This is a genomic window from Muriventricola aceti (assembly GCF_025567565.1).
GTDB classification, from domain to species: domain Bacteria; phylum Bacillota; class Clostridia; order Oscillospirales; family Oscillospiraceae; genus Lawsonibacter; species Lawsonibacter aceti.
In genome coordinates this window covers 147,454-169,549 of the sequence record NZ_JAOQKF010000006.1, presented here as the reverse complement: position 1 = coordinate 169,549, position 22,096 = coordinate 147,454, and the positions used below count along the sequence as shown (strand labels likewise).

Genomic DNA, 22,096 nt, shown 5'->3' with positions numbered 1-22,096 from the left:
TTCCTTTTGTGATGGCGGGGGGCGGCTTCGGTCGTCCCACCCGCTATTCACATTAGATTAGACCCGCCTCTTGTAGCGCAACGGTAAACTCCTCATTTACCTCATCCAGATAAGCCTTGAAGTCATCCCCCAGCAGAAAATAGGGCTCCACACCATTGGCTTCCAAATAATCATTGTGCCAGGCTTCAGATTCATTCACCTTGGTCATTAACTCATAATAAAACTGCTTTTCCGACTCAGTGATGTCAGCAGCGGCGCACACACCGCGGTACAGGCTCATCTCGATATCGTAGCCCTGCTCTTTTGCGGTGGCAATATCGGGATTGGCGTCCAGCCGCTCAGGGGTAAAGGTGGCGATACAGGTAAAGTCGCCATTGTTGATATACTCCGAAACTGTATTGTAATTACAGCAAATGCTGGTCACCTGATTGCCCAGCAGAGCGGTTACCTGCTCGCCGTCACCATTATAAGGGATGTAGTTGATTTCAACACCCTTTGCCTCGTTGAGTTTATTGGTAATGATGTAATCGATGGTGCCCACGCCGGTGCCGCCGAGAGAGACATCCGGCGTCTCCAGTAGCTCGTCCAGGTTCGTGATCCCGGAGTCGGTGCGCACCACAATAATCGAGGGATCCAGGCCCAGGAGCGCAATGGGGGTGAAGTCTTCATAGTTGAACCCAAGATCGGTCTGCAGCGGAGTTGTGGTAAAGGAAGAAGTGGTGCACATGAGGTAGTGGGGATCCCCGGCGTGCCCGTCTACATAGGCCATACCGATAGCACCGGAACCACCATCTTTGTTTACCACATTAAAGTTAGCACTGCTGAGATTTTCATCTGCAATGATCTTCTGCATTGTACGCAACAAAATGTCATGTCCGCCACCAGCAGCATAGCAGGCAACTAACTCAATAGTCCGGGAAGGCTTCCACTCTTCTCCATTTCCACTACTGGAGGGCTCCGAAGTGGAGCTTCCGCCGTTGGAACCGGAATTCGATTCAGGACCGGACGTATTGCTGCTGCAGGCCATCAGATTGAACATCATCGCAAGTGCTAGTGCCAAAATGGATAAACGCTTCATATTCAGTCCTCCTATTATAACAAATAAGATATGGGAATGATCCTATAATCACCCTGTTGGTATTATATCAGTTTTTGACATTTTGAAAAAATATCAAAAAACGATGTGGATATAAGTAATTTTTATATGTATTATGATGGATCTGCCTTGGCGCTACCGTTTAATTTGATAAATCACATCAATAACTGACCCGTCTCTGTATTCCACAATACACACCACTCGGTCAGTTGTCTCAATCGGGGCTGGTATACCAGTTAGTGATTCTGCCAACTGCTGTAACTCCTGAATTGTAACCAGCTTCAGGTTTGCCCGCTCCAGATCTTCGCATAGCTCCTGATAATGTACATGTTTGGGATTCAACGCTATTCCAGCTTCTGTCACCACTGCGGCGACGGTCTCACCCGGAGTACAACAGGTAAATACCCGTTTTGTAATAGAGGGGGTCCGCCCTCTTAAAACTGGAAGGCAAACAATACTGATATCTGCGCCCGCAGCCACATCAGGGCCGCCTCCCAGCCCTCCCAGCATCTCTCCAGACGATCCGGTCAATATATTGACATTGAAGTCGATGTCTACCTCCAACGCGGCCAGTACACCGAAGGTCAGCTTATCCAGCATTGCTCCTTTCGTAAACGCATTGGAATAAACTGAGTTATCGATCTCCAGAATATTTGCATCTTCCACGATGGCCCGGGCCGCTACGGCGTCAAAGCTCTGGCTGCACTCCAGCACGCGGACCAGCTTCTTATGATACATCTCTATGATGCTGGCTGTCATGCCTCCCAACGCAAAGCTGGCAGTAACGCCCCTCTGCTCCATATGCTGGGCCAAATAGTTAGTGCAAGCGATGGAGATAGCTCCCGCTCCGGTCTGGAAGGAAAAACCTGTCTGGAAGCGCCGTGAGGCGGCCATGACATCGGCGGCACGGCGGGCGATGATCAGATCTCTAGGGTTTTTGGTCATTCTGGCGGCGCCCTTCCCAATTTTTTCCGGATCCCCCACTTGCTCTACCTTCACCACCACATCCACAAACTGCTGAGAAATACTGGCAGGAGTACAGGGATAATCCACCAGAAAATCTGTAATAACTACTACTTTATCTGCGCTGCGTTCATCGATAAAGGAGTAGCCCAGGGCGCCACAGGCATTGGGACCGATCTGCCCCGTGGCATTTCCGTATTCGTCAGCGGCAGATACTCCAATGAATGCCACATCAATGTTTAATTCTCCCGCCTCTATGGCCCTGGGTCTAGCGCCATGGGTGCGCAAGATAACGGGATGATCCAGTAGGCCTTCCAGAACCGCATCCCCCAAATCGCCCCGAATTCCGCTGGCCTCAATACGGCGGATGGTGCCATCGCGGACAAAGTCTACTACCGAAGGTTCTTTGATATTAACTACCGCACTGGGCGCAAAGGTAAGATTCTTGATTCCCATCTCTCGGATGGCAGTCAGAACTTGCCCAATCACTTTATCGCCTTCCCGGAAGCTGTGATGGAAGGAAATGGTCATGCCGTCCTTTAGTCCTACCCGTTCAATGGCCTCCTTCAGGGAAAAGACCAACTTTTCTGTATGGGAAAAGCTCTTTCCTGCCCGGCGCAGTGTGTGAATCGGTACTTCGGAAGGCATCCCTTCATAGGCTCCCTGATAGGGCCTGACCTTATATTCGCCAATTTGTTCTGGTAATTCCCGGCCAACCGCATTCTTCATCCTAAATCACCATCCTGTCCAGCTTAATACCGGCGGCCTCGGCCTGGGCCAAAGTGGTTCGCGCCCGCATTTCAATCGGTTTGTCGATCATGCTCCCATCCAGAGTAACTGCCCCCTTGCCTAACTGTTTCCCTTGTTCCACCGCGTCCAATACCCGTAGCGCATAGTTGATTTCTTTTTGGCTCGGCGTGAAAAAGCTGTTGACTACGTCAATCTGTCTGGGATGAACCACCGTTTTCCCGTCAAAGCCCAAATTTTTCGCCAGCGCTGTGTCTTCTCGCAGCCCTTCTTCGTCGTTGATATCGCTGAATACTACGTCAATGGCATCGATTCCCGCAGCCCGGCAAGCCAACAGGACTGCATTACGAGCATAGAAAACTTCCAGTCCTTTTTTTGTCCGCTGCGCCTTCATGCTGGCGGTCAAATCCTCTGCGGAGACGGTAAGCGCCACCACTCTAGGATCAGCAGAGGCAATTTCCTGAGCATTGATTATCCCCATATAAGACTCAATATTACAGATCAGATCTATTTTCCCAACTTCAAGCCCGACCTGATCTTCAATCTGAGCTATCCGCTGAGAAATGCTCTGAACCTCTTTGGCATATTCAATTTTTGGAAGGCGGATGGCGTCTGGATTGGCTCGTACTACCGCCTGTAGATCCTCTTCGAAATACTCAGAATACAGCGCGTTGATGCGGATAGCTACATACTTGTTCCGTGGACGATGATACTTCATCATTTGATAGATAAGGAGCCGTGCGGCATCCTTTTCCGATGCCGGCACTGAGTCTTCCAGATCGTAAACTAACATGTCCTCATTGTAGAACACCGCCTGTATCATATTAACTGGACTGCACCCGCTGGCATAAAGCCCTGTGCGTTTTAAATGAATCTGTCGTTCAACCAAGACAAGCACCCTCCCTCGACCAGTCATAGGAGCGTTCAGCAGCCCGCAGAGCCGCACATTGAACCCGAGCACGAATCACACAGTCCAGTGCGCCCCGATCCACAATGGAAATTTGCGCCCGCTCCACACCGAGTTCAGCTAGTGACTGCCGCGTCGTCTCCAAAATTGACGCCCCAAACATCATTTCCACATCACTTTGAAGGTCGATTTTTATTCCACTCTCCCCAGGACGTACTGTGACCATACAGTCACTGGACTCCATACTCCCGGCCATTGCTGGTTTTTTGATTTCCATAGCTATCCCCTCCCAGATTTTTTGTCCACTTATATGAAAATCTTGGTTCTTTCCTCTGGATGGGTACAGTATATCACGATTGAAATTGTGAGCAGAAATACAAAAAGAAAATGTACCTCAAATAAAATGCTTATACTGCAACTGCTTGGGCAATAAGAAAATGTGATGGGCCTCATTGAATTTTTATGTTTGCGCTCCAGTAATGTTCCTCTTATAATAATATTACTATCACTATGGGGTGAGAAGGGAATGGATGGAGTCGAAATCCGGGAAATTTGCCTGTCGCTCCGCTGGGAGCGTGAATCTCTGTCTCAGTTTTTATCTGCACATGGCCTACGCCTAGAGCCCGATGTGGAGTGTGCGTTCGGTCTATACCAGGAGGACACGCTCTCCGGCTGTGGATGTGCTTGCGGACCGCTGCTGAAGTGCTTTGCGATTGACGCACCTCTACAGGGACAAAATGGGCTGGGCCTTCTACTTTCTAGCCTGACCCAGGACCGGTTTCAAAAGGGATACTTCAATCTGTTTGTTTACACCCGTCCTCACAATGCCGCCATGTTTTCCCGTTGCGGTTATACCGTCGTGGGGCAAACAGACTGTGTCGTCTTGCTGGAAAGTGACCACAACGGACTCGACAGCTATCTGGCAGGCATTCCACGTCCCGTCAAAAGACTAGATCGTATCGGCGCGGCAGTAATGAACTGCAATCCGTTTACACTAGGACACCAGTACCTGATTCAACAGGCATCCAGCCAATGTGACCTGCTGTATATCTTTGTCGTAGAGGAGGACCGCTCGTTTTTCCCTTTCCTGGACCGCCTGTCCCTGGTCCAGGAGGGAGTTCGGCATCTGCCTAATGTCTTGGTCTGTCCCGGCGGTCAGTACATGATCTCCAGCCAAACATTTCCCGCCTATTTTCTCAAGGATACAGAGTGCGCATCTGACCTGCAAAGCGAGCTAGATATTACGATCTTTGGCGAGCGGATTGCCCCTGCCTTAGATATCCAGGTTCGCTTTGCGGGGCAGGAACCTCTGGATTCAGTGACACGCCAGTACAATAAAACCATGACTCATCTTCTTCAACGCTACGGCATATCCTTTGTCGAATTTCCCAGAATTATGTCAGGTGGTGAGCCAATCAGCGCCTCTCGGGTGCGTAAACTGCTTGGAGAACATGGTTGCGTGACCCCAGAGTTGTCCAGCCTAGTGCCAACCTGCACGCGGGATTATCTTCTTCGCCGCTTTGGTAGCACACGATAACCGTAGTCGGATGATTATACTCAGGACCATTATCTGGGTTTGCTCCAGATAGGGACCATATTTTTCTGGATAGTCTCAGTTTTCTACAAAATAAAATTCTGCGTTCCCCTGTGTCCCAAAACGCAAATTTTTTTCTATCGTTTCTCGCCTGTGTGGGCAGAAACGTCAGGGAGGAATGTGGGAGTGGATGCGCAGTACGGAATTGGGTATCAAGAATAAACATATGTTATTTCAGGGAGGTACCTGTATGACCTTTAAGGATCTGGAATACTTTGTCCTGATTGCCGAGAAGGGGAGTATAACCCGAGCCGCCTCCCAACTTTTCGTCGCTCAACCTGCTCTGAGCCAGTGTATACAGAAGCTGGAAAAAGAGACTGGATCGGAGCTGTTTGTTCGTAATAACACGGGCGTTGTTTTGACTAGTGAGGGACAGTGTTTTTTTGAATTTGCCCAGAAGGTTCTGAGGGAGCAGGCACAGTTGAAACAAAGGCTCCGAGATGTGGATAACTCAGAAAACGGAGAGATTCGGCTTGGCTTTACCGGCACTCAGGCTACCTATGTGCTCCCTTACATCCTCCCTGATTTCCAGGCAAAGTATCCTGGGATTTCCGTTACCCTCATCGAGGCCACCAGTAGCCAAATTGAGCAAAAGCTCGTCCGCCACGAGGTTGATATTGGGATTCTACATCTCCCGGTTCTTCAGGGGGAGTTGGACTACTTTGAATTCAGTAAGGACAATATGATTGTCATTCCCAGTCGGCGAAGTCGCTATAAGGAATTTGTTTTTCATAAGCCTGGACTTGAGCAACCATATATTGATTTGGACTTTTTCAAAGAGGAGCCCATCATTCTTACCCTGCCTGGTCAGCGCAGCCGTATGGTTTGCGACCAGATTCTAGCCAACGCCGGTATTGTCCCGAAAATCTGCCAGATTAGTCGAAATCTGAGTACGCTAGATGCGCTCTCACAGGTAGATTACGCATCGGTTATCATGCCAAGTAAACAGATATCCCTGGCACTGCAACAGCGGGAATCTTTCCGAATCGACGAGCGGTTTGCCACACCCTATTCTTTTGTTTTGTCCACTCTGAAAAATGCCTATCTTTCTGTAGCGGTAAGACATCTGCAAAGAGAGTTTTTGGTGAAAAAATATACCTTTTAATGGACCATTGACTATCCAATCTGTCGCGGGTGGCCTCTGCAGGGTTCCTGTGACGGCTTGTGTACTGGTTATCCACGAAGCAGTTGGTATTTTCCTCCCGTGGGGGTAGAAACGTCAAAGAAAGTCAGAACTTATTTTATGGCAGAAGGAGGTGTGTTACCATAGATCGGGAAATAACACTTAAAGAAGTCCTTATAGCACGTGAGGCACGGGCTCAGTCCCAGAGAGAATTGATGCGCCGACTTGGTACTGCCCTGATTTCTTTTTCTCTAAATATTGCTGGACCAATTAAAAACAATGCTTTGCTCCGACGGGCGTTTCTAGAGGGACTGAAGAGATTAGATGAGGCGCTAACCGCCGCTGGTCTGGAGACAGTAGAGCGCCATCAAACCGATAGTCCAACCGGATGTGAAGCCCTGTGGGCTGTCCGTGGTGATGGGCGGCAGATTAAGCGGCTGTGTGTCGGTCTGGAGGATCGACACCCAATAGGCCGCATCTTCGATATGGACGTCTTGGATCCAGTACACGAAAAATGGAATCGCGCCGATCTGATGCTCCCGCCCCGTGGATGCCTGGTCTGTGGATGTAAAGGGAAGAACTGTGCCTCTAGACGGCTCCATTCTGTGGCAGAGATCCAGCAAGTTACAACAAACCTGCTCCGCAACTTTTTTGCCGAACAGGATCGATGTAGCTTGGCGGATTTAGCCAGCCGCTCTCTCCTCTATGAGGTGTGTACCACACCGAAGCCTGGGCTGGTGGATTGCCGGAACAATGGAAGCCACTGTGATATGAACCTATTTACCTTTCTGGATAGCACCTGTGCCCTGTTGCCTTACTTTCGCCGCGCTGTATCTGTGGGACAGGAGACAGCGTCTCTTCCTCCGGAGGAGACCTTCCTCCAACTGCGCCCCGACGGCGTGGGCGCGGAGCGCACTATGCTTCAAGTCACAGGTGGCGTAAATACCCACAAAGGTGTGATTTTTTCTCTTGGAACCGTGTGTGCAGCGGTAGGCCGGTTGTGGAATCCGGCATCCTTTAAATGGAATATATCCGAAATTCTGCGTGAGTGTGCCGCCATGACACGCCGGGCGGCTCTAGCTGAGCTGGATACCATTTCGCCAGACACTGCTTCTACTGCGGGGAATAGACTCTATATAAAATATGGAATTCGGGGGATTCGGGGAGAGTTGGCAGCAGGGTTGCCCGCTGTGGAGCAGATAGGCCTACCCGCCCTCAACCAGGCGCTGACAGATGGCGCTAGTCTGGATGAGGCTGGTGTCTCAGTACTGCTTGCTCTTATGACTTCAGTCACCGATACCAACTTGATAGCAAGGGGTGGAATGGAGGGATGGCAGTGGGTGGTCCGTCGTACACGGGATTTACTACTCAGTGACATTCCCCCTGATCAGGCGGCCTCTGTGCTGGATACAGAGCTCATCCAGCGAAATCTATCTCCAGGGGGATGCGCCGATCTACTGGCAATCACCTATTTTCTCTACTTTCTGCAGCATACTTCACCTTGCCAGGTAGAGTGTGTTTCATAAAAGCGCCGTGTCGTAATGAAGAAGTCTGACTCCGGCCGCTGCCTCCTTTGTAGCGCCTTAAAAATTGGTGTGGCTGATATGTATGTAAAGATAACGATATGATATGTGATTTGTGGTATGGTAGTTGACTATGAACGGGGTACGTAGCAGAGAATTTATGTACAATCGAAATCGAGATTTAAGGGCTCGGATCCCCGACCTGCATAATAAAGGGAGGAAAATTGTACATAAGATGACTGGATAGCCGATTTATTCCAACACCAACAGGCGAAAAAATAGTGTTGATCAGTAAAAAACCCCTGAAAGTGCTTTTTAGCACTTTCAGGGGTTCTAGCTTGTAAAGGACGGTAAAACAGGCGTTTTCTCATCATAAGACCAAACCGCTGTAAAGCGATGGACCCAGATCGAAGCCCAGTGACAGCGGGTTCGGTTTGGAAAAGAGGAGGAACAAAATGAGTGCGCTCTGAATTTTAAATAGAAAAGTCGGAGCAAACGACATAACGTTTGCTCCGACGTGGCAGCGGGAGAAGGATTCGAACCCTCACAAACAGAGTCAGAGTCTGTCGTGCTACCCTTACACAATCCCGCTATTTGCGCCTGCTGTCGCAAGCACGAATGTTATTATAGCAGAGGATAGAAAATTGTCAATAGAATTTTTTTATTTTTTTACATATAAAAGCAAAAAAGAAAGATGGTCCTGTCTTGCCTTCTATCTGAAAGTAAGGTATACTACCTTTTAAGGGGTGATGGATATGGAGTTTCAGCATGAGCGGGAGCGCATTTTTGCCTTGGATGAACAGGGAAAGCTGGTGGCAGAGGTCACATTCCCCGTTTCAGAGGGGGTGGCTGACATTGACCACACCTTTGTAGACCAGTCCCTGCGGGGACAGGGGGTGGCCGGCCAGCTGCTGGATGCTGCCGTGCGGCAGATTCGGATGGAGGGCCTGCGTGCCAAGGCAACCTGTAGCTACGCGGCAAAGTGGTTCAAGGAGCACCCTGATCAGTCTGATCTGCTTTAATTCCCCTGCACGAAGGACGACCTGTTCAAGGCCGTCTTTTTTATTGCTTCAATTTGTGGTGTAAGGCAGGAGAAATGAGGGGTATACTGTAAGGGTAAAAGGGCTGGGTTCGTCTTTTTTCGAAAAATTTTTCTCTTGTTTGCTCACGAAACCAAGTTTTTTTATAGAAGTTCGTAGTTTTTTCTATCGTTTTTGCGGCGAGAAACGATTAGAATAAGGACGCTGAAAGAAACATCGGTTTTTTCAGCGAGTCTACGTAAGACGCCAACTGAACGAAACAGGAGGAATAACAATGAAAAAGAAGCTTGCACTTGCTCTGGCCGCTGTCATGATGATCGGCCTGTTTGCCGGATGTGGCAGCAAGGACAACAACAGTGCGAACAGCAACGCCGGCAGCTCTGCTGGCAGCGCCGCCGGCAGCACCTCTCAGGGGACTGCCACTCCCGCCAGCGATATGCGGGTAGACGTGTTCTACTATGACTTCTCCGATATCTATATCTCCAGCGTCCGTGCGTCCATGGACGAGCAGCTGAAGGCCCTGGGCATTGAGCCCAACAACTGGGACGGCGCCGGCTCCCAGCCCACCCAGACTGACCAGGTCAACACCGCCATCACCGCCGGTTCCGATCTTCTGATCGTCAACATCGTGGAGACCTCCACTTCCGATCCCGCCAAGGATATCGTTGAGGCCGCCCGCTCCGCTGACATCCCCGTCATCTTCTTCAACCGCGAGGTCGCCGACAATGAGGTGATCAACAGCTATGAGAAGTGCGCCTTCGTGGGTACCAACGCCCCCGACGCCGGCCATATGCAGGGTGAGATGATCGGCAACTACCTGATGGCCAACTACGACGCCGTGGACCTGAACGGCGACGGCACCATCTCCTATGTGATGTTCAAGGGCCAGGAGGCCAACGCTGAGGCTGAGGCCCGCACCCAGTTCGCCGTTGAGGACGCCAACGCCATCCTGACTGCCGGCGGCAAGCCCGAGCTGGCTTACTACGATGCCTCCGCTTCCACCAAGTACCTGGTTGACCAGGCCGGCAAGTGGTCCGCTCAGGCTGCCAACGACTACATGGTGTCTCTGCTGGGCTCCTATAACGAGGGCAACAACAACATGATCGAGCTGGTCATCTGCAACAACGATGGTATGGCCGAGGGCGCTATCGCCGCTCTGCAGAACGTGGGCTATAACAACGGCGAGGGCACCACCATCATCCCCGTGTTCGGCGTTGACGCCACCGACTCCGCCAAGGCTCTGATCAAGGCTGGCAACATGACCGGCTCCATCAAGCAGGACGCCGTGGGCATGGCCTCCACCATCGTCACCCTGGTCAAGAACGTTCAGGACGGCGCTGAACTGATGGCCAATACCGATTCCTTCACCATTGACGCTGATGTGGCTAAGATCCGCGTGCCTTACGCCATGTATGACGCTACTACCCAGGACTAAGGACTGGTGGCAAAGCTGAATCGGCCCCAATAGAAACGACCCAAAGCGAGCGGGGCTGCCGGATGGCAGCCCCGCTCTCCAAGTGAAGCTCCCGCTTGAGACGCGGCCTGTACCGGGCGCGTATGAAGCGGAAGCTTCACCAAGAGAGAGGAGGAACAATATGGAGCAGCCAGCACTGCTGGAGATGCGCGGCATCTGCAAGGAATTCCCGGGCGTCAAGGCGCTGGACGGCGTCAACCTTACTGTCCGTCCTGGCACAGTCCATGCCTTGATGGGGGAGAACGGAGCCGGCAAGTCCACCCTGATGAAGTGCCTGTTCGGCATCTATCACAGAGACGCGGGTACCATCACGCTGGACGGCAAGGAGATCAATTTCAGAAGCTCAAAAGAGGCCCTGGAGAATGGTGTGGCCATGGTGCACCAGGAGCTGAACCAGGCCCTGACCCGCACGGTGAAGGACAACCTGTGGCTGGGCCGGTATCCTAAAGTAGCCGGATTTGTGGTCAGCGAGCGCATAATGGACCAGCGCACAAAGGAGATTTTTGAGACCTTAGAGGTAGAGGTGGACCCCAATGCTGTGATGTCCACGCTGCCCGTTTCCCAGCGCCAGATGGTGGAGATCGCCAAGGCAGTATCCTATAATTCCAAGATTATCGTCTTTGACGAGCCCACCTCCTCCCTGACAGAGACTGAAGTGGAGCACCTGTTCCGGATCATCAATATGCTGCGGGACCGGGGCTGCGGCATCATCTATATCAGCCACAAGATGGAGGAGATCCTGCGGATCAGTGATGATGTCACCATTATGCGGGACGGCACCTGGGTGGCTACCAAGCCGGCCAAGGAGCTGACCATGGACGAGATCATCCGGCTGATGGTGGGCCGTGAGCTGACCAACCGCTTCCCGCCCAAGACCAACAAGCCGGGAGAGGTGATCCTGGACGTCCAACATATTGCGGGAAAATATACCCGGCTGAAGGACGCTACTTTCCAACTGAAAAAGGGTGAGGTGCTGGGTATCGCCGGTCTGGACGGCTCCGGCCGGACCGAGGTGCTGGAAAATCTGTTCGGCGCCATGACCCGACAGGGGGGAACTATTACCCTCCACGGTAAGCAGATCCAGAACCGGACCCCCAGAGAATCCATCAAAAACGGCTTTGCCCTCCTTACCGAGGAGCGCCGGGCCACCGGCATCTTCGGCATTCGGGATATCAAGGAGAACACCGTCATCTCCAATATCAAAAATTACCTGGTGGGCTTTGGCCGTCTGGCCTATCTTAGCGACAAGAAGATGAAAGAGGACACCGACTGGGCCATCCAGGCCATGCACATCAAAACGCCCAGCCAGAGGACCCAAATCCGTTCTCTATCCGGTGGCAATCAGCAAAAGGTCATCATCGGCCGCTGGCTGCTGACCAAGCCGGAGATCCTTCTGCTGGACGAGCCCACTCGTGGCATCGACGTGGGAGCCAAATACGAGATCTATCAACTCATCATCGACCTGGCCAACGAGGGCAAGGGGGTCATTATGGTATCTTCCGAGATGCCTGAGCTGCTGGGCGTATGCGACCGCATCATCGTCATGTCCGGCGGTCAGGTAGCCGGTGAGGTAGACGCGAAGAACACCAGCCAGGAGGAGATCCTCACCCTGGCGGCGAAGTATGTGTAAAGAGGAGGAAACGATTCATGAGTAACGAATCCAAGCAGCTCGCCGCCAAGGCGAAAGGCATTGACGCCAAGCAGGTCGGCAACGCCCTGCTGAACAATGCCCTGATTATCATTATGCTGGCGGTGGCCGCCTATGTGGCGATCACCCAGCCTTCTTTCCTGGCCCCCCGCTCTCTGGTCAACCTGCTGTCCCTGACCGCGGCCTATCTGCCTGTGGCGCTGGGCATCGCCGGCTGCATCGTGCTGACTGGCACCGACCTGTCCGCCGGCCGGGCTGTGGGTATCACCGCCTGTGTGGCGGCCTCCCTGCTCCAGGCCAGCGACGCCGCCAACAAGATGTGGCCCAATATCGGCACCCTGCCCATCCCCCTGGTCATCCTGATCGTGGTGGGCATCGGCGCTCTGATCGGCGCCTTTAACGGTTTCTTTGTGGCTAAGTTCAAGCTGCACCCCTTCATCGTCACCCTGGCGACCCAGCTGATCCTGTACACTATCCTTCTGCTATATGTTCAGCAGGGCAACAACAACGGCATGGCCATCTCCGGTCTGGATCAGGGCTACCGCAACTTCGTGGTGGGCAATCCCCCTCTGCTGACCTTCGGATCCATTCAGATCCCCAACTATGTGATTTACGCTGTGCTGCTGACCGTTCTGATGTGGTTCATCTGGAACAAGACGACCTTCGGAAAAAACATGTTTGCCCTGGGCGCCAATGAGGAGGCCGCCCGTGTGTCCGGCGTCAACGTGTTTGCCACCACCATCGCCGTCTTTGCCCTGGCTGGCGCCATGTACGGCTGGGCCGGCTTCGTGGAGTCCGCCCGTATCGCCTCCAATACCGCCAACACCGGCGTCAACTACGAGCTGGACGCCATCGCGGCCTGCGTCATCGGCGGCGTGTCCTTTGTAGGCGGCATCGGTAAGATCAGCGGCATCGTCATCGGTGTTATCATGCTGCGCCTGATTTTCGTGGCCCTGCCTCTGGTGGGCATGGACCAGAACCTGCAGTATGCCATCAAGGGCGGGATCATCCTCTTTGCCTGCGCTCTGGATATGCGCAAATATCTGGTGAAAAAGTAATTTCTACCGCACGTTCCTCTGGCCTTTTGGGCGCCCATCCACCACACGGCGGACGGGCGCCTTTCTTCTGTGGGAAAGAAGGGAGGCCCTTGAATAGCTTGGCAGACCTGTGCTATACTCTTTCCAAAGGAGGGGTCACTATGGAGCCCTACCGTGTGCTGCTGGCCGACGACGAGGAGGAGATCCGCGCCGGCATCAGCCGCAAGATCGACTGGAGCAGTCTGGGCTTCGCCCTGGTGGGCGAGGCGGAGAACGGCCAGGAGGCCCTGGAGCTGGCCGAGCAGCTCAGGCCGGACGTGGTCCTCACTGATATCAAAATGCCATTTATGGATGGCTTGGAGCTGTGCCGCCGCTTGAAACAGTCCCTTCCGGCGGCTAAACTAGTAGTATTCTCCGGTTTTGACGATTTTGAATACGCCCGCCAGGCCATCGGTATGGACGTATCCGAATATATCCTGAAGCCCATCAACGCCCCTGAGCTGATGGATGTGCTGAACAAGCTGAAGGACCAGCTGGACCGGCAGCGGCTGGAGCGGCGGGATATGGAGACCCTCCGCCGCCGGTATGAGGAGAGCCTGCCCGTGCTGCGTGAAATGTTCTACGCCCGGCTGCTGGATGGACAGATACGGGCTGATCTGATTCAGGAGCGGGCGGGCCGATACGAGATTGAACTGCCTCAGGGGACTTGGGCGGCGGCGCTAGTCCAGGTGGACTGCCTCAACGAAGCGGGAAAGCCGGAGCGGGATGAACTGCTCCTCCTGTCCGTCCGGGCGTTTTTGGAGGAGCATTTTGCCTTGGAGGGCTGTACCATCCGGGCCATCCTGTATAATGATACAGTGGCTCTGCTGGCCCATATGGGAGATCAGGGGATATATCCCCTGATCGAGGAGCTGGGGCGGCTGTGTGCCCTGGCTTACAGCTATCTGGGGATGTCGCTGACCGTGGGGGTGGGCTTGCCCTGCGATGGGCCGGAGGAGCTCCATTCCTCGGCCGAGGGGGCCCGTTCCGCCCTGGATTACCGTGTGCTGAAGGGGAGCGTACAGGTCATCTATATCGGCGATATGGAGCCGGACCACACGGTCCGGCTGGCCTTCGAGGAGGAGGACCAGCGCCAACTGACAGCGGCGATCAAGCTGGGAAGCCAAGAAGAGGTGGAGCGGACCATTCGTACACTGATGGACCGGGTCCGCGAGGCGGGGCTCTCTTTGCCCCAGTGCCACCTGTTTTTCCTGGAAACCATGACCTGTCTGATCAAACTAGCCAGAGGAGGCGGGGTGGAGCTGGAGCGGGTGTTTGGGTCCGGCTTTACCGGGGCGATCTCCATCACGGATTTTTCCTCGCTGGATGAACTGGAGCGGTGGCTGGTAAAGGGCGGCCTGAAGCTGCGGGAACTGCTGGGGCAGCAGCGGACAGACTCCACCTGGAAGACGGTGGAGCGGGCCAAGGATTTTATTGCCCGGAACTATGGGGATGGGGATTTGAGCGTAGAAACCCTTTGCTCCTATCTCCACCTGTCGCCCACCTATTTTTCCACCCTCTTCAAACGGGAGGTGGGGATGAGCTTCATCGCCTATCTGACTGAGGTGCGGATGGAGCGGGCCGCCCAGCTCCTGCGGGAAACAGAGGAAAAGACCTACCTTATCGCGGAGCAAACAGGTTATACTGACCCCAACTATTTCAGCTATGTGTTCAAGCGCCGGTTCGGTGTGTCCCCCTCCAAATTCAGGGCGGGACAGACGGGCTGACACCATCCGCCGGATGGGCATAACAGCGGGCCATGGCCCGCTGCCCCTTTCCTGGGAAAGGGGACCTGGTCAACGAAAAGAGAGGAGGGGGAGAGTGACCTCTATATTAAAGCGGTTTACCAGCCGCTGGGCCCAGCGATACCAGAAAATGAGCATCCAAATGGTTATCTCCCTCTCCTTTACCACGGTGGCGGTGGTGGGGATGATCTTTATGGGCCTGAGCCTGTTTTGGCGCTTTTCTTCCGCCACCGGGGAACTGGTGGCGGAGAACAGCCAGCGGGTGCTGGCTCAGGTCAATTTGAATCTGGACAGCTATCTCCGCTCTATGATGCGGGTGTCCGACACCATGTACTACCGGGTTATCAAGAGCGCGGACCTGGGGCGGGACAGCCTGACCGCACCCATGGAGCTGTTATATGAGGACGACCGGGACTCCCTGGTGTCCATCGCCCTCTTTGACCTGCGGGGAGGGTTGGTGTCCGCCGTTCCGTTAAGCACCCTGAAACAGCCAGCGGACCTGACGCAGACGGGCTGGTTCCTCTCGGCGCTTCAGAAGAAGGAGAACCTCCATTTCTCTACGCCCCATGTCCAGGATCTCTTCGAGGACCCGGACTACCACTACCAGTGGGTGGTTTCCCTCAGCCGCTATGTCCAGCTGACCCGGGACGGAGCCACAGAGGGGGGTGTCCTGCTGGTGGATATGGGCTTTGCTGGCATTGAACAGGTGTGCCGCAACGTGGAGCTGCCCAATGGGGGCTACCTGTATCTCATTGACGGCAGCGGCGAGCTGATCTACCATCCCCGGCAGCAGCTCATCTATTCCGGGCTGCAGGAGGAGAACAACCAGGCAGCGGCACGCTACCGGGATGGCACCCACAGCGAGGAGTTCCAGGGCCAACGCCGCCAGGTGACCGTAAAGACCGTGGGCTATACCGGCTGGAAGCTGGTGGGAGTCGTGCCGGTGGAGGGAGGGTTTGTCTCTGACTCCCGGCAGATATTCCTTTTTGGGCTGTCCCTGCTGTTGTTCTCTATCTTCCTCATGGCCTTTTTGAATTTTCGGATATCTGCCCATATCTCGGATCCTATCCGCCGTCTGGAGCAGTCCATCAAGGAGCTGGAGGCGGGCAGGGAGGACGTGGAGATCGAGGAGGGAGGTTGCTATGAGGTGCAGCGCCTGGGCCACTCGATCCGGTCCATGGTGTCCACCATGCGGCACCTGATGGACGACATCATCGAGCAGGAGGGGCAGAAGCGCCGAAGTGAGCTGGAGGTCCTCCAGTCCCAGATCAATCCCCACTTCCTCTATAACACTCTGGATTCCGTCATTTGGATGACCGAGGCGGGCCGCTATGAGGAGGCCATCCAAATGGTCACCTCCCTGGCCCGGCTGTTCCGCATCTCTCTCAGCCGGGGAAAGAGCATCATCCCCCTGGCGGACGAGTTGGAGCACGCCCGCCACTATATGAATATCCAGCAAATACGCTATAAAAACAAATTTACCACACAAATCAATGCCCTGCCTGGGACCGATGGCCTATATACCATGAAGCTTATTGTACAGCCTATCTTGGAGAATGCCATCTACCACGGGATGGCCTCAGCGGAGGACGACGGCCTCATCACCGTCACAGCCCGGCGGGAGGGGGAGGACCTGGTCATTGATGTAGCGGACAACGGGCTGGGGATGCGTCCAGAGGTGGCCGCCTCTCTGCTGGATGAGGACAGGCCCGAAATCCGCACCAGCGGATCGGGGATTGGAGTGCGGAATGTCCACCGGCGGATTAGGCTGACCTTCGGAGACAGATATGGGCTTACCATATTCAGCGAACCCGACGAGGGGACCACTGTGCGGATCCGCCTCCCCGCTCTGGATCAGGACGGGGCGGCTCAGTACCAGCGGGAGGACGTGCCATGAAAAAGAGAAGAAGCGCGCTGATCCAGCTGGCCATCCTGACAGCTCTGGGAGCCGCTGTGGCCCTCACCCTTCTGCTGCCTCAGATGTCTGGACTGCACAGGCGTCCACAGCCGCTGGAGCTATCGGTCATCATTCGGGAGCAGGACAGCTCCCTCTGGACCAACACCCGTATGGGGATGGAGCAGGCGGCCGGGGAGCTGGGGGCTGAACTGCGGTTTTTGACCCTGGCCACCGCCAACGACGGCAGGGAGCAGTGGGAGCTGTTACAGCGGGAGATCGAGCAGGGCGCGGACGCTCTGGTGGTCGCCCCCGCGGACCCGGCGGCGCTGGAGAAAAGCCTGGGGGAGTTGGACAGGGACGTTCCGGTGGTCACATTGGAATCCCCACTGGAGGGGGCTGATTTGAGCGTGGTAGTCCCCAATGCTGAGATGGGGGCCAGTCTGGCCCAGGCGGCACTGGAGGATTGGAAGGGTGGAACGGTGCTTTTGCTTGACACCGCTCCCCACTGTACCGCTGTGGCCCAGCGCCTGGCGGCGGCCAAAGATCTCTTGGCCGGGGCTGGGGTGGAGACACAGGTTGAGACAGTCTCTGTAGACAGCCTGGCGAGCCGGCTGCCCGAGCTGCTTAGGCAGTTGAGCCCTGCCCAGCTGATGACGTTTGAGCCGGCGGCCACGGAAGCGGTCGCCAGTGTGAAAAGCCTGGAGGGGCTTTCGGCGGATCTCTACGGCGTAGGCGCGACCGCCGCCGTTGTAGCGGCCCTGGATCAGGGCGCCCTGTCCGCCGTGGCCGCTTGGAGCGACTACGCCGCGGGCTATCTGGCGGTGGACGGAGCCGCCAAACTGGCCAGGGGGGAGCGGAGCGAAATGAAGCCACCGCCCTTTTTCCTGATCCGAGGGGAGGACATCTATGAGCCGGACAACCAAAAATTACTCTTCCCAGTCACATCTTAAAGGAGTTGCCGTCCTGCTGCTGGCCCTGCTAGCCATAGCGCCTCTGTCTGGCTGCGGCCCAGAAAAGGGAGCGGAAACAGAGACCTTGCGGGTGGGGCTGGCGCTCTATACCCAAGACGACACGTTCATCTCCACCATTGTACAGGACCTGGAGCGGATCGCCCAGGAGGAGGAACTGGCCAGGGACATCAAGATCAACCTCTCTGTGGCTGATGGAAGGAGCAATCAGACGACCCAGCTGGAACAGGTGGACCGGCTGATTACCTGGGGCTGCGATGTGCTGTGTGTCAATATCGTGGACCGCACCGCGGCGGCGGTTCTCATTGACAAGGCGGAGGAGGCCGGGGTGCCCCTGATCTTCTTCAACCGCCAGCCGGTGGCGGAGGATATGGAGCGATGGGATCAGCTCTACTATGTGGGCGCCAGAGCGGAGGAGGGAGGCATCCTTCAGGGGCAACTGGTGCTGAAGGCATGGCTGTCCGACCGGGAGCGGCTGGATAAAAACGGAGACGGTATCCTCCAGTATGTGATGCTGGAGGGAGAGCCGGGCCACCAGGACGCCCTGCTGCGTACCGAGTATTCCATCCAGGTGTTGTCAGAGGCTGGGGTGGAGCTGGAGAAACTGGGAAGCGACACCGGAAACTGGAAGAGGGGTCCGGCCGCCACAAAAATGGGCCAGTGGCTGGAGGAATTTGGGGACCAGATCGAGGCGGTCATCGCCAACAATGACGACATGGCGCTGGGCGCGATAGACGCCTATGGACAGACGGACTGGGAGCTGCCTCTGGTGGTGGGGGTAGACGCCACCGCCCCGGCGCTTCAGGCCGTAGCGGAGGGAACGCTGTACGGCACGGTCCTCAACGACGCCGAGGGGATCGCACGGGCGATGCTGGACCTCACACTGGCACTGAGCGGTGTGGAGGACTCTGGGGACACTGTGGAGCTGACCGGGGACCACTACGTCTGGCTCTCCTACCAGAAAGTGACCAAAGAGAATCTGGCGGACTTTCAAATGGAATAGGTCTTTGGCGGGACGGGGCGTGGTTCCTGTCCCGCTGATATTTTGTTCCTGCGGGGATATACTATGGGGGAATGGATCTTAAACAGAGTAAAAGGTGGAGAGAGCATGGAATACTACCATGGTCCGGGCCGGCGTGGGGCCTATTTTGAGGGCTGGTATCTAAAGCATCAGGGCCCGGAGGGGGAGTTGGCCCTGATCCCGGCGATTCACCAGCGGCGCGGCGGGGAACGCTCTGCCACCATCCAGGTGATCACTGCGGACCAGACTAGAATATTCTCTTTCCCAGAACGGGCGTTTCAGGCATGGGCGGACCAGTTTAAGGTTCGAGTCAGCGGAAACTGGTTTTCCCAGGACGGAGTCTATGTGGATTTGGAGGAAGGGGATTTTTCCCTGAAAGGAGAGCTGCGTTACGGCCCGTTTACCAGGCTGGAGTCAGACATTATGGGCCCCTTTCGACGGGTGCCGGCCATGGAGTGCGTCCACACGGTGCTGAGTATGGCCCACCCGTTGGAGGGGCTGCTCTGCCTGAACGGGCGGTATTTGGATTTCTCCCATGGAACGGGATATATCGAGGGGGACAGGGGGAGGTCGTTCCCCAGGACCTACCTGTGGACGCAGTGCTGCTGGCAAGAGCGCCAGAAGGGGAGCATCATGCTGTCTATTGCCCACATCCCTATTCTGGTGGGAGGGTTTACCGGCTGTATCTGTCAGATATGGTTCGGAGGCAGATCTTACCGGATGGCCACCTACCAGGGAGTAAAAGTAGTCCAGTGGGGTAAAGAGGGGGCGCGCCTAAGACAGGGAGATTTGGAATTATCAGTGGATCTGGTCCGGGAGAGCGGACAGCCCCTCCGGGCCCCTGTTTCCGGACAGATGGAGCGGACCATCCACGAGAGCCTCTGCGCCACCGTCCGCTACCGCCTGTGGGAGCGGGGAAAGTTGATGTTCGACCGGACAGATGAGCTGGCCAGCTATGAGTACGCGGACGAGGGAAAAAAGCGCCGGGGGAGGGGCCGGTATTCATAAGGAAACATGGACTCCAACAAGATACAGACAGGAGAGGGACGGTCTTGTTCCCAGCCGGCCGGTCACAAAGCTTGATTTTTCTCAGAAAATGTAGTTAAATCAATCTGATATCGAGACGCCTGTGCCGCGAACGGCGCTTTGGCCCTTTCCGGAGTGGAGAAGGTTTTTTGGAGGCAGGCGGAAATGGGGAGGGACAAGCATGGAGCGGGGAATGGTCCACCTTTACTGGGGAACGGGAAAAGGAAAAACGACAGCGGCTATGGGGCTGGCCCTCCGGGCCCTTGGAAAAGGTATGGGAGTCACCGTAGTCCAGTTCTTAAAAGGGGGAATGAGCGGGGAACTGTCCCCTTTAGAGCGGTTGGGGGCCAGGATATACTCTGGGGCGGCTGGAGATCGGTTCTTCTTCCAGATGTCGGAGGCGGAGCGAAAAGAACTGGCGCAGGCGCAGACCAGACTGCTTCATCAGGCTCTCCAGGTCCCCTGTGACCTGCTGATCCTGGACGAGGCCTGTGCGGCCTGGCAGCTTGGCGCGGTAGACCGGGAAATGCTCCGTCAGGCTGTATTGGGCCGGCCGGAGCATTGTGAGGTAGTGCTTACTGGCCGGAAGCCCGCGGATTGGATGAAGGAGGCGGCCCACTACTCGACAGAGATGGTCTGCCACAGCCACCCCTTTGACCGCGGGACACAGGCTCGCCCTGGGATCGAATTTTAAGGGGGTAAGAAATGGATCATCTGCGCTATCATCTGACCGTGAGGCTCTACCGGCAGGACAAGAGCTTTGGCCCCGGCCCCATGCGACTGCTCCGCGGTGTGGAGGAGGGCGGTTCTCTTCACCAGGCGGCGGAGGCCATGGGGATGTCTTACTCCAAAGCGTGGACCCTGCTGCGTAAGCTGGAAAAGGAGTGGGGCTTTACCCTGCTGGACCGCCAGCCCGGCGGCCCCAAAGGAGGAGGCTCCGTACTTACCCCGGAAGGCAGGGATCTGCTGGAGCGGTATGAGGCCATGTGCGCCCAAGTGGAGCAGGCGGCCCAAAAGGCGTTTGCACAATATTTTCAGTAGCTGAGAGCACCCCTGCCCGACGGGCAGGGGTGTTTTTGACAAAGGGATATTCTTGTGTTAGAATAACGCTCGGCATTTGCTGACCAGAGATCGACAAAAGATAAAGAGGGATAGAGAGATGAAGATAAACTTTCAAAGGCGGCTGCTGGCACTGGCCATTGCAGCTGTGATGACCCTTTCCTTGGCCGCCTGTGGCCAGAAGAACGGCCCCGCGGCTTCCAGTGGGAGCCAGGGGGCGGCCGCTGGCTCCGCTGAGGTCCAAAGCGGCGGGCAGGAGGGGATAGTCGCCTTTACGGACCAGGCCGGGCGGCAGGTAGAACTGGAGGGTCCGGCCCAGACGGTGGTAAGCTGCTATTATGTGACCACTTACGCGGCGATTGCTCTGGGCGTAGCCGACCGGGTGGTAGGTCTGGAAAAAAAGGCGGATACTCGTCCAATCTATCATATGGCGGCCTCTGCCTTGCTGGAGAAGCCCCAGGTGGGCACCATGAAAGAACTGGATGTAGAGGCGGTGGCCGCTCTGGCTCCGGATCTGGTGGTCATGCCAAAGAAGCTGATGGACTATGCGGATACCCTGGAGGAGCTGGGCCTTCCGGTGATGGTCGTGGAGCCTGAAACCCATGAAGGACTAGTGACTATGCTGGAGCTGCTGGGGCAGGCCTGCGGGGTCGAGGACCGGGCGGCCCAGCTGACAAACTACTATGAGGAACAGCTGGACCGGATGGCCCAGCTCACCGAGGGGACGGAGAGGCCGCTGGTCTATCTGGCGGGGAACTCCTCCTACCTTACCGCCGCCCCGGACGCTATGTATCAGAGCTCTCTGATCGAGGGCGCCGGAGGGACCAATGTGGCCGCTGGCCTGGAGGGGGACTACTGGGCCGAAGTATCCTATGAGAGCGTCTTGGCCATGGCACCGGAGGTGGTCATTATCCCAGCGGGAGCGGAGTATACGGTTGAGGATATTCTAGGGGATCCCCAGTTGGCCTCCCTTCCAGCGGTCCAGAGCGGCGCGGTCTACGCCATGCCCAGCGGCATTGAGGAGTGGGACTCTCCCATCCCCTCCGGCATTCTGGGCACAATGTGGCTGACCAGCGTCCTCCATGAGGACGTTTATCCCTTTGCGGACTTTGTGGCCGACGCGCAGGACTTCTATCAGACCTTCTACGGCTTTCAACTGGATGGGAGCCTGATCACCAAGTAACGAAAG

Annotated in this window: 19 protein-coding genes, 1 tRNA gene and 1 pseudogene; 16 read left to right on the top strand and 5 right to left on the bottom strand. The window is 55.5% G+C overall.

All coding sequences use genetic code 11. The features are described 5' to 3' along the window. Window positions 1-52: 52 nt before the first annotated feature. The 4 genes from OCV64_RS08580 to citD form a co-directional block, all read right to left on the bottom strand. Window positions 53-1,078: a Bug family tripartite tricarboxylate transporter substrate binding protein gene (locus OCV64_RS08580; RefSeq protein WP_262669804.1), complete on the bottom strand. Its 1,026-nt coding sequence runs from the start codon at window positions 1,076-1,078 to the stop codon at window positions 53-55. Window positions 1,079-1,231: 153 nt separating this feature from the next. Then, window positions 1,232-2,788, bottom strand: coding sequence for a citrate lyase subunit alpha (citF, locus tag OCV64_RS08575; protein WP_186852991.1), 1,557 nt, complete (start codon window positions 2,786-2,788; stop codon window positions 1,232-1,234). A 1-nt stretch (window position 2,789) separates the two neighbouring features. Beyond that, window positions 2,790-3,704 carry an HpcH/HpaI aldolase/citrate lyase family protein gene (locus tag OCV64_RS08570; RefSeq protein WP_262669803.1) on the bottom strand — a complete coding sequence of 305 codons (915 nt, stop codon included), beginning with the start codon at window positions 3,702-3,704 and terminating at the stop codon, window positions 2,790-2,792. Continuing rightward, window positions 3,688-3,990, bottom strand: a complete 303-nt coding sequence (gene citD, locus OCV64_RS08565) for a citrate lyase acyl carrier protein (protein ID WP_186852989.1) — start codon at window positions 3,988-3,990, stop codon at window positions 3,688-3,690. Before citD ends, OCV64_RS08570 begins: the two co-directional genes overlap by 17 nt. A 249-nt stretch (window positions 3,991-4,239) precedes the next feature. Here citD and citC point away from each other — a divergent pair, with 249 nt between their 5' ends. From citC to citG, 4 genes and pseudogenes are all read left to right on the top strand, one after another. Next, entirely contained in the window at window positions 4,240-5,250 is a 1,011-nt protein-coding gene (citC, locus tag OCV64_RS08560; protein ID WP_262669802.1) for a [citrate (pro-3S)-lyase] ligase, read from the top strand. A 247-nt stretch (window positions 5,251-5,497) separates the two neighbouring features. Beyond that, a complete protein-coding gene (locus tag OCV64_RS08555) occupies window positions 5,498-6,412 on the top strand; it encodes a LysR family transcriptional regulator (RefSeq protein WP_186852987.1) in 915 nt (304 codons plus the stop codon). A 233-nt stretch (window positions 6,413-6,645) separates the two neighbouring features. Beyond that, window positions 6,646-7,017, top strand: a pseudogene (gene citX, locus OCV64_RS16195) (citrate lyase holo-[acyl-carrier protein] synthase); the annotation flags it as partial. Between the two features lie 18 nt (window positions 7,018-7,035). Next, window positions 7,036-7,956 (top strand): triphosphoribosyl-dephospho-CoA synthase CitG, encoded by a 921-nt coding sequence (citG, locus tag OCV64_RS08545; RefSeq protein WP_262669801.1) that lies wholly within the window; start codon window positions 7,036-7,038, stop codon window positions 7,954-7,956. A gap of 515 nt (window positions 7,957-8,471) precedes the next feature. Here the strand turns inward: citG and OCV64_RS08540 are convergent. Further along, window positions 8,472-8,545, bottom strand: a tRNA-Gln gene (locus OCV64_RS08540). Window positions 8,546-8,708: 163 nt separating this feature from the next. Here OCV64_RS08540 and OCV64_RS08535 point away from each other — a divergent pair. The 12 genes from OCV64_RS08535 (at window position 8,709) to OCV64_RS08475 (ending at window position 22,090) form a co-directional block, all read left to right on the top strand. Further along, window positions 8,709-8,975: a GNAT family N-acetyltransferase gene (locus OCV64_RS08535; protein ID WP_186852454.1), complete on the top strand. Its 267-nt coding sequence runs from the start codon at window positions 8,709-8,711 to the stop codon at window positions 8,973-8,975. 292 nt (window positions 8,976-9,267) lie between these two features. After that, the gene (locus tag OCV64_RS08530) at window positions 9,268-10,428 is read left to right on the top strand and encodes a galactose ABC transporter substrate-binding protein (protein WP_240287880.1); all 1,161 of its coding nucleotides are present in this window, start codon (window positions 9,268-9,270) and stop codon (window positions 10,426-10,428) included. A 160-nt stretch (window positions 10,429-10,588) separates the two neighbouring features. Further along, complete coding sequence (locus OCV64_RS08525) at window positions 10,589-12,097, top strand: sugar ABC transporter ATP-binding protein (RefSeq protein ID WP_147571237.1); 1,509 nt, start codon at window positions 10,589-10,591, stop codon at window positions 12,095-12,097. 17 nt (window positions 12,098-12,114) lie between these two features. After that, a complete protein-coding gene (locus tag OCV64_RS08520; RefSeq protein ID WP_147571236.1) occupies window positions 12,115-13,173 on the top strand; it encodes a galactose/methyl galactoside ABC transporter permease MglC in 1,059 nt (352 codons plus the stop codon). 140 nt (window positions 13,174-13,313) lie between these two features. Continuing rightward, window positions 13,314-14,918: a response regulator gene (locus OCV64_RS08510; RefSeq protein WP_147571235.1), complete on the top strand. Its 1,605-nt coding sequence runs from the start codon at window positions 13,314-13,316 to the stop codon at window positions 14,916-14,918. Window positions 14,919-15,066: 148 nt separating this feature from the next. Further along, window positions 15,067-16,833, top strand: coding sequence for a cache domain-containing sensor histidine kinase (locus OCV64_RS08505; RefSeq protein WP_240288908.1), 1,767 nt, complete (start codon window positions 15,067-15,069; stop codon window positions 16,831-16,833). After that, entirely contained in the window at window positions 16,830-17,783 is a 954-nt protein-coding gene (locus tag OCV64_RS08500; RefSeq protein ID WP_262669800.1) for a sugar ABC transporter substrate-binding protein, read from the top strand. Before OCV64_RS08505 ends, OCV64_RS08500 begins: the two co-directional genes overlap by 4 nt. Further along, window positions 17,740-18,804, top strand: a complete 1,065-nt coding sequence (locus OCV64_RS08495) for a galactose ABC transporter substrate-binding protein (protein ID WP_262669799.1) — start codon at window positions 17,740-17,742, stop codon at window positions 18,802-18,804. The genes OCV64_RS08500 and OCV64_RS08495 overlap by 44 nt, the downstream gene beginning before the upstream one ends. A 105-nt stretch (window positions 18,805-18,909) precedes the next feature. Next, a complete protein-coding gene (locus tag OCV64_RS08490) occupies window positions 18,910-19,830 on the top strand; it encodes a tocopherol cyclase family protein (protein ID WP_186852459.1) in 921 nt (306 codons plus the stop codon). Between the two features lie 199 nt (window positions 19,831-20,029). Next, window positions 20,030-20,542 (top strand): cob(I)yrinic acid a,c-diamide adenosyltransferase, encoded by a 513-nt coding sequence (locus OCV64_RS08485; protein WP_262669798.1) that lies wholly within the window; start codon window positions 20,030-20,032, stop codon window positions 20,540-20,542. An 11-nt stretch (window positions 20,543-20,553) separates the two neighbouring features. Beyond that, a complete protein-coding gene (locus OCV64_RS08480; protein WP_147571230.1) occupies window positions 20,554-20,889 on the top strand; it encodes a winged helix-turn-helix domain-containing protein in 336 nt (111 codons plus the stop codon). 118 nt (window positions 20,890-21,007) lie between these two features. Then, window positions 21,008-22,090, top strand: a complete 1,083-nt coding sequence (locus OCV64_RS08475) for an ABC transporter substrate-binding protein (RefSeq protein WP_262669796.1) — start codon at window positions 21,008-21,010, stop codon at window positions 22,088-22,090. Window positions 22,091-22,096: the final 6 nt, after the last annotated feature.